This is a genomic window from Kitasatospora sp. NBC_01539, from assembly GCF_045040525.1.
GTDB lineage: Bacteria > Actinomycetota > Actinomycetes > Streptomycetales > Streptomycetaceae > Kitasatospora.
Genome location: NZ_CP109390.1, coordinates 3,231,635 through 3,244,802 on the forward strand (window position 1 = coordinate 3,231,635; position 13,168 = coordinate 3,244,802).

Below are 13,168 nucleotides of genomic sequence, written 5' to 3' on the forward strand. Positions count from 1 at the left end.
CCACCCACCCGCGAACTCAGGACACAGCCTGGTGCGATGGGGGTCGTTGTTTCAGAACAACACAGTGGACGCGAGCAACTGAGGACAAGCCCTCGGCCTATTAGTACCGGTCAACTCCACCCCTTACAGGGCTTCCATATCCGGCCTATCAACCCAGTCGTCTACTGGGAGCCTTACCCTCTCAAGGAGGTGGGAGTGCTCATCTCGAAGCAGGCTTCCCGCTTAGATGCTTTCAGCGGTTATCCCTCCCGAACGTAGCCAACCAGCCATGCCCTTGGCAGGACAACTGGCACACCAGAGGTTCGTCCGTCCCGGTCCTCTCGTACTAGGGACAGCCCTTCTCAACACTCCTACGCGCACAGCGGATAGGGACCGAACTGTCTCACGACGTTCTAAACCCAGCTCGCGTACCGCTTTAATGGGCGAACAGCCCAACCCTTGGGACCTACTCCAGCCCCAGGATGCGACGAGCCGACATCGAGGTGCCAAACCATCCCGTCGATATGGACTCTTGGGGAAGATCAGCCTGTTATCCCCGGGGTACCTTTTATCCGTTGAGCGACGGCGCTTCCACAAGCCACCGCCGGATCACTAGTCCCTACTTTCGTACCTGCTCGACCCGTCAGTCTCACAGTCAAGCTCCCTTGTGCACTTACACTCAACACCTGATTGCCAACCAGGCTGAGGGAACCTTTGGGCGCCTCCGTTACTCTTTAGGAGGCAACCGCCCCAGTTAAACTACCCACCAGACACTGTCCCTGATCCGGATCACGGACCCAGGTTAGACATCCAGCACGACCAGAGTGGTATTTCAACGTCGACTCCACCATGACTGGCGTCACGGCTTCAAAGTCTCCCACCTATCCTACACAAGCCGAACCGAACACCAATATCAAGCTATAGTAAAGGTCCCGGGGTCTTTCCGTCCTGCTGCGCGAAACGAGCATCTTTACTCGTAATGCAATTTCACCGGGCCTGTGGTTGAGACAGTCGAGAAGTCGTTACGCCATTCGTGCAGGTCGGAACTTACCCGACAAGGAATTTCGCTACCTTAGGATGGTTATAGTTACCACCGCCGTTTACTGGCGCTTAAGTTCTCAGCTTCGCCCGACCGAAATCGGACTAACCGGTCCCCTTAACGTTCCAGCACCGGGCAGGCGTCAGTCCGTATACATCGCCTTACGGCTTCGCACGGACCTGTGTTTTTAGTAAACAGTCGCTTCTCGCTGGTCTCTGCGGCCACCCCCAGCTCAGAGTGCAAGACTCATCACCAGGAATGGCCCCCCTTCTCCCGAAGTTACGGGGGCATTTTGCCGAGTTCCTTAACCACAGTTCACCCGAACGCCTCGGTATTCTCTACCTGACCACCTGAGTCGGTTTGGGGTACGGGCCGCCATGAAACTCGCTAGAGGCTTTTCTCGACAGCATAGGATCATCCACTTCACCACAATCGGCTCGGCATCAGGTCTCAGCCTCAATGAACGGCGGATTTGCCTACCGTTCGGCCTACACCCTTACCCCGGGACTACCACCGCCCGGGCTGGACTACCTTCCTGCGTCACCCCATCGCTCACCTACTACCCCGTTGGGTCACCGGCTCCACCACGTCCCATTGTCCGAAGACTCCGGGCCGGCTTCGCGGGCTTAGCATCAAGAGGTTCGACGTTGGCGCTTCAAAGCGGGTACGGGAATATCAACCCGTTGTCCATCGACTACGCCTGTCGGCCTCGCCTTAGGTCCCGACTTACCCTGGGCAGATCAGCTTGACCCAGGAACCCTTGGTCAATCGGCGCAAGAGTTTCCCACTCTTGTATCGCTACTCATGCCTGCATTCTCACTCGTGAACCGTCCACAACTGGATTCCTCCGCTGCTTCACCCGGCACACGACGCTCCCCTACCCATCCACAGCGCCGTTGGGCGTATTCTGTGAATGACACGACTTCGGTGGTGTGCTTGAGCCCCGCTACATTGTCGGCGCGGAATCACTTGACCAGTGAGCTATTACGCACTCTTTCAAGGGTGGCTGCTTCTAAGCCAACCTCCTGGTTGTCTCTGCGACTCCACATCCTTTCCCACTTAGCACACGCTTAGGGACCTTAGTCGGTGTTCTGGGCTGTTTCCCTCTCGACCATGGAGCTTATCCCCCACAGTCTCACTGCCGCGCTCTCACTTACCGGCATTCGGAGTTTGGCTAAGGTCAGTAACCCGTTGAGGCCCATCGCCTATCCAGTGCTCTACCTCCGGCAAGAAACACACGACGCTGCACCTAAATGCATTTCGGGGAGAACCAGCTATCACGGAGTTTGATTGGCCTTTCACCCCTAACCACAGGTCATCCCCCAGGTTTTCAACCCTGGTGGGTTCGGTCCTCCACACGGTCTTACCCGCGCTTCAACCTGCCCATGGCTAGATCACTCCGCTTCGGGTCTTGGGCATGCAACTATGACCGCCCTATTCGGACTCGCTTTCGCTACGGCTACCCCACACGGGTTAACCTCGCTACACACCGCAAACTCGCAGGCTCATTCTTCAAAAGGCACGCAGTCACACCCCACAAGGAGATGCCCCCACGGCTTGTAGGCACACGGTTTCAGGTACTATTTCACTCCGCTCCCGCGGTACTTTTCACCATTCCCTCACGGTACTATCCGCTATCGGTCACCAGGGAATATTTAGGCTTAGCGGGTGGTCCCGCCAGATTCACACGGGATTTCTCGGGCCCCGTGCTACTTGGGAGAAGCTCAAGCAAGCCGTACAGATTTCGTCTACGGGGGTCTTACCCTCTACGCCGGACCTTTCGCATGTCCTTCGACTACCCATACGGTTTCTGACTCGCCCAGCCGCCGGCAGACGACTGAAGAACTTTCCCACAACCCCGTCATGGCAACCCCTGCCGGGTCTCACACCATGCCGGTTTGGCCTCATCCGGTTTCGCTCGCCACTACTCCCGGAATCACGGTTGTTTTCTCTTCCTGCGGGTACTGAGATGTTTCACTTCCCCGCGTTCCCTCCACATACCCTATGTGTTCAGGTATGGGTGACAGCCCATGACGACTGCCGGGTTTCCCCATTCGGACACCCCCGGATCAAAGCTCGGTTGACAGCTCCCCGGGGCCTATCGCGGCCTCCCACGTCCTTCATCGGTTCCTGGTGCCAAGGCATCCACCGTGCGCCCTTAAAAACTTGGCCTACAGATGCTCGCGTCCACTGTGCAGTTCTCAAACAACGACCAGACACCCACCCTCCCACACCGAACGGTGCAGTCACGTGAGGCCGGCACCCAGAGGCAACAGCCAAACGGCCGTCCCCTCAGGACCCAACAGCGTGCCCGACCCGACCGGATCACCACCACGTTCCACGCCCCGAAGAGCAGTACTAGCAGTCGTCACCGACCGTGCCGAATAGTCAACGTTCCACCCATGAGCAACCGTGCGAGACATTCGCTCGCAAGCGGCTATGTGCTCCTTAGAAAGGAGGTGATCCAGCCGCACCTTCCGGTACGGCTACCTTGTTACGACTTCGTCCCAATCGCTGGTCCCACCTTCGACGGCTCCCTCCCAAGGGTTAGGCCACCGGCTTCGGGTGTTACCGACTTTCGTGACGTGACGGGCGGTGTGTACAAGGCCCGGGAACGTATTCACCGCAGCATGCTGATCTGCGATTACTAGCAACTCCAACTTCATGGGGTCGAGTTGCAGACCCCAATCCGAACTGAGGCCGGCTTTTTGGGATTCGCTCCGCCTCGCGGCATCGCAGCCCTTTGTACCGACCATTGTAGCACGTGTGCAGCCCAAGACATAAGGGGCATGATGATTTGACGTCGTCCCCACCTTCCTCCGAGTTGACCCCGGCAGTCTCCTGTGAGTCCCCATCACCCCGAAAGGCATGCTGGCAACACAGAACAAGGGTTGCGCTCGTTGCGGGACTTAACCCAACATCTCACGACACGAGCTGACGACAACCATGCACCACCTGTACACCGACCACAAGGGGGCGCCTATCTCTAGACGTTTCCGGCGTATGTCAAGCCTTGGTAAGGTTCTTCGCGTTGCGTCGAATTAAGCCACATGCTCCGCTGCTTGTGCGGGCCCCCGTCAATTCCTTTGAGTTTTAGCCTTGCGGCCGTACTCCCCAGGCGGGGAACTTAATGCGTTAGCTGCGGCACCGACGACGTGGAATGTCGCCAACACCTAGTTCCCAACGTTTACGGCGTGGACTACCAGGGTATCTAATCCTGTTCGCTCCCCACGCTTTCGCTCCTCAGCGTCAGTAATGGCCCAGAGATCCGCCTTCGCCACCGGTGTTCCTCCTGATATCTGCGCATTTCACCGCTACACCAGGAATTCCGATCTCCCCTACCACACTCTAGCCTGCCCGTATCGAATGCAGACCCGGGGTTAAGCCCCGGGCTTTCACATCCGACGCGACAGGCCGCCTACGAGCTCTTTACGCCCAATAATTCCGGACAACGCTCGCACCCTACGTATTACCGCGGCTGCTGGCACGTAGTTAGCCGGTGCTTCTTCTGCAGGTACCGTCACTTGCGCTTCTTCCCTGCTGAAAGAGGTTTACAACCCGAAGGCCGTCATCCCTCACGCGGCGTCGCTGCATCAGGCTTTCGCCCATTGTGCAATATTCCCCACTGCTGCCTCCCGTAGGAGTCTGGGCCGTGTCTCAGTCCCAGTGTGGCCGGTCGCCCTCTCAGGCCGGCTACCCGTCGTCGCCTTGGTAGGCCATTACCCCACCAACAAGCTGATAGGCCGCGGGCCCATCCTGCACCGCCGGAGCTTTACACCGTCAACCATGCGGAAGACGGTCATATCCGGTATTAGACCCCGTTTCCAGGGCTTGTCCCAGAGTGCAGGGCAGATTGCCCACGTGTTACTCACCCGTTCGCCACTGATCCACCCCGAAGGGCTTCACCGTTCGACTTGCATGTGTTAAGCACGCCGCCAGCGTTCGTCCTGAGCCAGGATCAAACTCTCCGTGAATGATTACCCGTCATCGGGTTCACACCCGCGTTGAGCGGCACGGCAACCCCCGGAATAGGGAGCCCCGCGCACTGCGTCCTCGCTGTGTTATTTACTACAAAAGGAATCTCCAACCCCAGGAAATCCTGAGGCCGGGGATGTCAACATATCTGGCGTTGACTTTTGGCACGCTGTTGAGTTCTCAAGGAACGGACACTTCCTTCGGACCGCCTTCCAGCGGACCCTCCGGGTGTTTCGCTCTTTCGTGTCTCAAGCTTATCAGATCCGAGCTCGTGCTCTTTCCCGACTTGCTTTCGATTTCTTTCACCGGAACCGGCCTGACGGCCTGTCCGACGTTTCAAACCTTAGCCGATCCCCGCCCCGAAAAGCGAATCCGACCGCAACCCATATAAACGCGCACACCGAATTCGCACAGGGGCGCGACAAAGACACAGCCCTGCCCGGGAATCGGGAAGTGGTGGTTCAGAGGATTGGCCGCCCCGGGACCGTCCGCGCAGATGCGTGTCCGGTGCTCCCTGCCGAGCGACCAGGTAACACTACGCCGACGGGCGGGTGGATGCAAACAGGCCGGCCGGACCCTCGGGGGAAGGGTCCGGCCGGCTCTGCGGGGCGGGGTGGGGTGGGGCGGGACGGTGGAGGCCGTCCGCCTCAGCTGTTGGTGGGGAAGCCGAGGTTGATGCCGCCGTGCGACGGGTCGAGCCAGCGCTGGGTGACGACCTTGCCGCGGGTGAAGAACTGCACGCCGTCGGGGCCGTACGCGTGGGCGTCGCCGAAGAGCGAGGCCTTCCAGCCGCCGAAGGAGTAGTAGGCGACGGGCACGGGGATCGGCACGTTGATGCCGACCATGCCGACCTCCACCTCGTTCTGGAAGCGCCGGGCCGCGCCGCCGTCGTTGGTGAAGATGGCGGTGCCGTTGCCGTACGGGTTCGCGTTGATGAGGGCGAGGCCCTCGTCGTACGAGGAGACCCGGACGACCGAGAGCACCGGGCCGAAGATCTCGTCGTTGTAGACGGACATGCCGGGCTTGACGTGGTCGAAGAGGGTGGGGCCGAGCCAGAAGCCGTCCGCGGTCGGCGCGCCCTCGGTGTCCTCGGCGGTGACGGCGTGCTTGCGGCCGTCGACGGCGAGCTCGGCGCCGTCGGCGACACCGGACTCCACGTACGAGGTCACCTTGTCGCGGTGCTGGCCGGTGACCAGCGGGCCCATCTCGGAGTCACCGTTGCAGCCGGGGCCGACCTTCAGCGTGGCGACCCGCGACTTGATCTTGTCGACGAGCTCGTCGCCGATCGGGTCGACCGCGACGAGCACGGACACCGCCATGCAGCGCTCGCCCGCGGCACCGAAGCCCGCGTTGACGGCGGCGTCGGCACTGAGGTCGAGGTCGGCGTCGGGCAGCACCAGCATGTGGTTCTTGGCGCCGCCGAGCGCCTGCACGCGCTTGCCGTACCGGGTGCCGGTCTCGTAGACGTAGCGGGCGATCGGGGTGGAGCCGACGAAGCTGACGGACTTGACGTCCGGGTGCTCCAGCAGTCGGTCGACCGCGGCCTTGTCACCGTGCACGACGTTGAAGACGCCGTCCGGCAGGCCGGCCTCCTTCCACAGCTCGGCGAGGAAGTTGGCGGCGGACGGGTCCTTCTCCGACGGCTTCAGCACCACGGTGTTGCCGGTCGCGATGGCGATCGGGAAGAACCACAGCGGCACCATGGCCGGGAAGTTGAACGGGGAGATGATCGCGACCGGCCCGAGCGGCTGCCGGAGCGAGTAGACGTCGATGCCGGTGGACGCCTGCTCGCTGAAGCCGCCCTTCGAGAGCTGCGGGATGCCGCACGCGTACTCGACGACCTCCAGGCCGCGGGCGAGCTCGCCGAGGGCGTCCGAGTGCACCTTGCCGTGCTCGGCGACGATGATCGACGCCAGTTCGTCCTTGCGGGCGTTGAACAGCTCGCGGAAGCGGAAGAGCACCTGGGTGCGCTTGGCGACCGACGCCCGCCGCCACTCGGTGAACGCGGACGCCGCGGCGGCCACGGCCTGGTCGACATCGGCGATCTCGGCGAAGTCCACGTGGCCCGAGACCTGTCCGGTCGCCGGGTCGAAGATGTCACCGCGGCGCGGCGCGGGTCCCGAGGAGGCCACCGGGCCGCCGTCGATCCAGTGCATGACGTGCTTGTTCGGGCTGGGCTTGGTCAAGGTCGTCTGCCTCCGAAGTCCCGGGCGGTGTGTGGGCCGCCGGTACCTTTGTGCGGCGCCGCCCGGCTTCGGCCGGGCGACGGGATCACGGGGCTCCCGCGCTCGCTGTCCAGTCTGCGGACCCGGACCGCCCCGCTCAACGAGCAGCATGACGGGGATCGGAGATTCACCCTTACAGGTCGTCGGACTGCTCCGCTTCGACCGCCTCCAGGTACGGGTCGTGGAGCCCGTCGGCGGCCTCCTGCGTCTCCAGCAGGTCGAGCCGGAGGTCCTGCGCCCACACCTGGGCCCAGGCGGAACGGGCCGCGGCACCCGGGTGGACGAGTTCCGCCGCCGCCTCCAGCCGGTCGGCGAGCACCCCCGGCTGGAAGTCCTCGTCGAAGGCGCGCGCAAGGGCCACGAGCTCCCCCTCGGGGAATCGGGACACCAGGACGTGGAGCGCCGCGAGGTCCTCGGGGAGCGCCCGGTCGCAGAGCCGCAGCACGGCGAGGGCCGCGGCGTCCGGCAGGGCGACCACGGGCACGGGTGTCCCAGGCAGCAGCAGCACGGGGTGGCGCAGCGGCTCCTTGCGGAGCTCGATCGGGCAGGGCGTGCCGGTGAGCTGGATCTGCCGCGGGGTGCCGGTCGCGATGCCGGCGCGGTGCCCGGCCGCGCGGAGGTGCTCGACGAGGCCGGTGGCGATGTCGGCGAGCGGCGGGTTCTCCGCGGTGACGAGGACCAGGCCGGTGGAGCGGGTGGCGCGGAGGCCGTGGGCGGCGAGTGCGTCGGGCCCGGCCAGTGCGAGGGCGTGGCGGAGGCAGAGCGGCTGAGCGGTCTCCAGCAGCGAGAGGTGGTCCTCGGCGAGGGCGGTTGCGGTCATGGGCCCAGTCTTGCGCGGACCGGCCGTCCGGCGCGGCGAGGTGCGGCGGCATCCGCGGCCGGGTGCGCAGGTGTCGGTACGGCGGGTGGTGGTCACGGGGTGCCTCCGAGGGTGGCGGCGGCTTCGTGGAGGGCGAGTTCCAGCCGGGCCGGGTCGACGAGGCGGCCCGATCCGTCGGGTGGGACGAGCCAGTGGACGCCGGGACCGCGGCTGCCGGGCCCGGTGGGCGGCGGCACGGGGACGAGGGTGCCGTCGCCGGCGGCGTGGATGCCGGTGGCGGTCCAGCCGGCGGAGGTGCCGGGCGGGACGAGGAAGCCGAGGCGGCCGTCCTCGGGGCGGACGAGCACGGGCCCCGGGTCGGGCCCGGTCGCCAGCAGGGCGAGGGCGGGGCTGCCGAGGGCGGCGGGCACGAGGAGGACGTCCCAGAGCCGGCCGGTGGGGAGGAGGGCGGGGGCGCCGCGGGCCCAGGCGGCGTGGCAGGTCTGCGGGTCGGTGGCGGCGGCGGCGAGCCAGTCGGCGGCGGGGTCGGGGTGCGGCACGGTCTCTCCTCCGGTGACGGTCGGTCAGCGGAGGAGAGTGCGGTGCGGGCCGGTTCTTACACGCTTTCGGCCCCCTGCACCCGACGGGGGTCGGGTGCAGGGGGCCGGGGGCGGACCGGGGGCGGAAGGGCGGAGGTGCCCGGTGCCCAAGACCAGCTGTCGGCGTCAGCCGTCGGGTGTCAGCTGTCGAAGCCGAGGCCGAGGCGATCGAGGGTGCGCAGCCACAGGTTGCGGTGGCCGCCGCGGCGGTCGGCGCGGTCGAGGGACCAGCGGGTGAGTTCGATGCCGGCCCAGCGGACGGGCTCGGGCGGGAAGGGCATCGGCTTCCTGCGGACCATCTCCAGTTCGGTGCGTTCGGTGCGTTCGCCGGCGAGGAGGTCGAGCATCACCTCGGCGCCGAAGCGGGTGGCGCCGACACCGAGGCCGGTGAAGCCCACGGCGTAGGCGACGCGGCCGCGGTGGGCGGTGTCGAAGAACGCGGAGAAGCGGCTGCAGGTGTCGATGGCGCCGCCCCAGGCGTGCGTGAAGCGCAGGCCGTCGAGCTGGGGGAAGGTCTCGAAGAACTGCCGGGCGAGGGTGCGGAAGGTGTCGGGGCGCTGGTCGTGCTCGGCGCGCACCTTGCCGCCGTAGTGGTAGATGGCGTCGTAGCCGCCCCAGAGGATGCGGTTGTCGGCGGAGAGCCGGAAGTAGTGGAACTGGTTGGCGCTGTCGCCGAGCCCCTGGCGTCCGTGCCAGCCGATGGAGGCCAGCTGCGCGTCGTTCAGCGGTTCGGTCATGAGGGCGTAGTCGTACACCGGGACGACGTACGGGCGGACCCGCTTGACGAGGGACGGGAACACGTTGGTGCCCAGGGCGACGCGGTGCGCGAGGACGCGGCCGTACGGGGTGCGGACGGCCATGCCGGGGCCGGACTCGGTGAGGGTGAGGGCCTTGGTGCGCTCGTGGATGCGGACGCCCTGGGCGAGGCAGGCCTGCTTGAGGCCCCAGGCGAGTTTGGCGGGGTGGAGCATGGCGACGCCGTCGCGGTCCCAGATGCCGCCGAGGAAGGTGGGCGAGTCGACCTCGCGGCGGAGCTCGTCGGCGTCGAGGACGGTGATGTCGAGGCCGTGGCGGGTGACGGCCTCGGCGACCTCGTGGAGCTCTTCGAGCTGGTGGGGCTCGGTGGCGACGTCGATCTCGCCGGTGCGCTCCCATTCGCAGTCGATGCCGTAGCGGCCGAGAGCGGTCTCGATGGCGTCGAGGTTGGCCTGGCCGAGCTGTTCGAGGCGGCCGAGTTCGGCGGGCCAGCGCTGCAGGCCGTTGCCGAAGCCGTGGGTGAGGCTGGCGGCACAGAATCCGCCGTTGCGCCCGGAGGCCGCCCAGCCCACCTCGTTGCCCTCGACGAGGACGACGTCCTGCGAGGGGTCGCGCTCCTTGGCGAGGAGCGCCGTCCAGAGGCCGGAGTAGCCGCCGCCGACGACGAGGAGGTCGCAGGTGGTGTCGCCGACGAGGGCGGGCAGCGCCTCCGGCCGGCCCGGGTCCTCCAGCCAGAACGGGGTGGGTCGGACGTCACTGAGCGCACGGGCGGAGTCCATGCCGTATCAGCCGCTTTCTGCTGGTCGATGGAGCGGTGGTGGTCAGTAGAACGGGGAGGTGGAGTAGAGGGGCATCAGACGCGCGCCTTCCTGCGGTTGCCTATCCACTGGCCCGCGACGGTGAGGACGACGGCCGCGATGAACATCGCGGTGCCGATGACGTTGACCTGCACGGGGATGCCGCGCTGGGAGGCGCCCCAGACGAACATCGGGAAGGTCACCGTGGTGGGGCCGGAGTTGAACTGCGTGATGATGAAGTCGTCGAAGGACAGCGCGAAGCTGAGCAGCGCGCCGGCCGCGATGCCGGGGGCGGCGAGCGGCAGGGTGATCCGGAGGAAGGTCTGGGTCGGGGTGGCGTAGAGGTCCTGGGCGGCCTGTTCGAGGCGCGGGTCCATGCTCATGACGCGGGCCTTGACGGCGGTGACGACGAAGCTCAGGCAGAACATGATGTGCGCGATGAGGATCGTCGTGAAGCCGAACGGGATCCGCATGTTGAGGAACAGGGTGCCGAGGGAGGCCGCCATGACGACCTCGGGCATGGCCATCGGCAGGAAGATCAGCCCGCTGGTGGCGGAGCGGCCGCGGAAGCGGTGCCGGGCCAGCGCGAAGGCGACCATGGTGCCGAGGACGGTCGCGCCGAGCGTCGCCGCGAGGGCGAGCTGCAGGCTGAGCGCGAGGGAGCCGCACATGTCGGCGACCCCGCAGGGGTCCGTCCAGGCGTCGGTGGAGAACTGCGACCACTCGTAGTTGAACTTGCCGACGGGCTTGTTGAAGGAGAAGGCGAGCACGACGAGGTTGGGCAGGATGAGGTAGGCGAGCGCGAGGACGCCCGCGATGGTGACGACGTTCCGGCGGAGCCGGGTGAAGACGCTGTTCATCAGACGAGGTCCTCCGTTCCGGCCTTGCGCATGTAGACCGTCACCACGCCCAGGATCAGGGCCATCAGGATGAAGCTCAGCGCGGCCGCCGTCGGGTAGGCGAGCACGTTGAGGAACTGCTTCTGGATTCCGTTGCCGACCATCTGCTCGGCGGGCGAGCCGAGGAGCTGGGCGTTGATGTAGTCGCCGGAGGCGGGGATGAAGGTGAGCAGGGTGCCCGCGACGACGCCGGGCATCGAGATCGGGAAGGTCACCGTGCGGAAGGTGGTGAACGGCCGGGCGTACAGGTCGCCGGCGGCCTCGTGCAGCCGCGGGTCGATCCGCTCCAGCGAGGTGTAGAGCGGCAGGATCATGAACGGCAGGAAGTTGTACGTCAGGCCGCAGACCACCGCGAGCGGGGTGGCGAGGACGCGGTGCCCGGAGGTGATGCCGAGGGCGTCGGTGGCGCCGAGGACGTGCAGGGCGTTGAGGGCGCCGACGACCGGCCCGCCGTCGGAGAGGATCGTCTTCCAGGCGAGCGTGCGGATGAGGAAGCTGGTGAAGAACGGCGCGATCACCAGGATGAGGATGACGTTGCGCCAGCGCTTGCTCGCCTTGAAGGCGATCGTGTACGCGAGCGGGTAGCCGACCGCCAGGCAGAGCACGGTGGCGCTGGCCGCGTACGCGAAGGAGCGGACGAAGTGCCACTTGTACTCGGTGAGGGCGTCCCAGTAGGTGGCGACGTGCCAGGTGACGCGGAAGCCCTCTTCGAGGGAGCCGGTCTGCAGCGAGGTCGAGGCCTGGTAGACCATCGGCACGACGAAGAACACCACGAGCCAGGCGATGCCGGGCAGCAGCAGCCAGTACGGCGTGAGCCGGCGGCGGGTGCGGGCGGGCGCGGCGGGGGGTTCGGTGGCGGCGGGCGGGGCGGCCGCCTCGGTGGCGGTGGTGGTCACGCGTCACCCTCCGTGGTGCCGGCGTCGATCGCCTGGGCGGCGTCGAGGGCGAAGGAGTGGGCCGGGTTCCAGTGCAGCAGGACGGTGGCGCCCGCGGTGACGCGGGTGTCGCGGTCCATGTTCTGCTCGAAGACGGCGAGCTCCTGGCCGGTGTCGGTGCGCACCACGTACTGGGTGGAGACGCCGATGAAGCTGGAGTCGACGACGGTGCCGGTGAGGCGGTTGCGGCCCTCGGCGATGTCGGCGTCCGCGTGGGTGAGGGTGATCTTCTCGGGGCGCACGCCGAGGTGGACCCGGGTGGCGTCGGTGGTGCAGCGGGCGCGGGGCACGGTGAGGCGGGTACTGCCGGCGGTGAGCAGCAGGTCGTCGCCGGAGGCGCCGGTGACCTCGGCGGGGATGAGGTTGGACTGGCCGAGGAAGTTGGCGACGAAGGTGGTGGCGGGGTTCTCGTAGAGGTCGGCGGGGGCGCCGAGCTGTTCGATGCGTCCGGCGTTCATGACCGCGATGGTGTCGGCCATGGTCATGGCCTCCTCCTGGTCGTGGGTGACGTGGACGAAGGTGATGCCGACCTCGGTCTGGATGCGCTTGAGTTCGAGCTGCATCTGGCGGCGCAGCTTGAGGTCGAGGGCGCCGAGGGGCTCGTCGAGGAGGAGCACCTGGGGGTGGTTGATGAGCGCGCGGGCGACGGCGACGCGCTGCTGCTGGCCGCCGGAGAGCTGGTGGGGCTTGCGGCGGGCGAGCGGGCCGAGCTCGACGAGTTCGAGCATGTCCTCGACCTGCTTCTTGACGTCCTTCCTGCCGCGGCGGCGCAGGCCGAAGGCGACGTTCTCGTAGATGTCGAGGTGCGGGAAGAGCGCGTAGCTCTGGAAGACGGTGTTGACCGGCCGCTTGTAGGGGGGCAGGGCGGTGACGTCCTGGCCGCCGATGACGACGGTGCCGGAGGTGGGGTCCTCCAGTCCGGCGATCATGCGCAGGGTGGTGGTCTTGCCGCAGCCCGACGCGCCGAGCAGGGCGAAGAAGGAGCCCTGGGGGACGGTCAGGTCGAGGGGGTGGACGGCGGTGGCGGTGCCGTAGGTCTTGCCGATGCCGGTGAGGCGGACGTCGCCGCCGCCCGCGGCGGGGGTCGCGGCGGGAGCGGGTGCGGAGGTCTCGGCGGGGGTCGGCGCGGGGATCGCGGTGCCGGTGGTCTGCTCAGTCATGGGGC

Annotated in this window: 7 protein-coding genes and 2 rRNA genes; all 9 read right to left on the reverse strand. The window is 66.3% G+C overall.

Annotated features, from left to right (window positions below; all coding sequences use genetic code 11):
* Positions 1-80: 80 nt before the first annotated feature.
* Positions 81-3,190 (reverse strand): 23S ribosomal RNA (locus tag OG335_RS13715).
* 280 nt (positions 3,191-3,470) lie between these two features.
* Positions 3,471-4,992: ribosomal RNA gene (locus tag OG335_RS13720) — 16S ribosomal RNA — on the reverse strand.
* The 16S and 23S rRNA genes sit together here, the layout of an rRNA operon.
* A 648-nt stretch (positions 4,993-5,640) precedes the next feature.
* The gene (locus tag OG335_RS13725; RefSeq protein WP_405015391.1) at positions 5,641-7,149 is read right to left on the reverse strand and encodes a CoA-acylating methylmalonate-semialdehyde dehydrogenase; all 1,509 of its coding nucleotides are present in this window, start codon (positions 7,147-7,149) and stop codon (positions 5,641-5,643) included.
* Positions 7,150-7,351: 202 nt separating this feature from the next.
* Positions 7,352-8,038: a hypothetical protein gene (locus tag OG335_RS13730; RefSeq protein ID WP_405011383.1), complete on the reverse strand. Its 687-nt coding sequence runs from the start codon at positions 8,036-8,038 to the stop codon at positions 7,352-7,354.
* 92 nt (positions 8,039-8,130) lie between these two features.
* A complete protein-coding gene (locus OG335_RS13735; protein ID WP_405011384.1) occupies positions 8,131-8,577 on the reverse strand; it encodes a hypothetical protein in 447 nt (148 codons plus the stop codon).
* 179 nt (positions 8,578-8,756) lie between these two features.
* Positions 8,757-10,151 (reverse strand): NAD(P)/FAD-dependent oxidoreductase, encoded by a 1,395-nt coding sequence (locus tag OG335_RS13740; protein ID WP_405011385.1) that lies wholly within the window; start codon positions 10,149-10,151, stop codon positions 8,757-8,759.
* A 74-nt stretch (positions 10,152-10,225) separates the two neighbouring features.
* The gene (locus OG335_RS13745) at positions 10,226-11,029 is read right to left on the reverse strand and encodes an ABC transporter permease (RefSeq protein ID WP_405011386.1); all 804 of its coding nucleotides are present in this window, start codon (positions 11,027-11,029) and stop codon (positions 10,226-10,228) included.
* A complete protein-coding gene (locus tag OG335_RS13750) occupies positions 11,029-11,964 on the reverse strand; it encodes an ABC transporter permease (RefSeq protein ID WP_405011387.1) in 936 nt (311 codons plus the stop codon). Before OG335_RS13750 ends, OG335_RS13745 begins: the two co-directional genes overlap by 1 nt.
* Positions 11,961-13,163 carry an ABC transporter ATP-binding protein gene (locus OG335_RS13755; RefSeq protein ID WP_405011388.1) on the reverse strand — a complete coding sequence of 401 codons (1,203 nt, stop codon included), beginning with the start codon at positions 13,161-13,163 and terminating at the stop codon, positions 11,961-11,963. The genes OG335_RS13750 and OG335_RS13755 overlap by 4 nt, the downstream gene beginning before the upstream one ends.
* Positions 13,164-13,168 lie beyond the last annotated feature (5 nt).

What these genes read in the sequence shown, in the direction of transcription:
- OG335_RS13740 (WP_405011385.1), bottom strand. Translation starts at nt 10,151, where the DNA reads ATGGACTCCGCCCGTGCGCTCAGTGACGTCCGACCCACCCCGTTCTGG.
- OG335_RS13755 (WP_405011388.1), bottom strand. Translation starts at nt 13,163, where the DNA reads ATGACTGAGCAGACCACCGGCACCGCGATCCCCGCGCCGACCCCCGCC.
- OG335_RS13725 (WP_405015391.1), bottom strand. Translation starts at nt 7,149, where the DNA reads ATGCACTGGATCGACGGCGGCCCGGTGGCCTCCTCGGGACCCGCGCCG.
- OG335_RS13745 (WP_405011386.1), bottom strand. Translation starts at nt 11,029, where the DNA reads ATGAACAGCGTCTTCACCCGGCTCCGCCGGAACGTCGTCACCATCGCG.
- OG335_RS13730 (WP_405011383.1), bottom strand. Translation starts at nt 8,038, where the DNA reads ATGACCGCAACCGCCCTCGCCGAGGACCACCTCTCGCTGCTGGAGACC.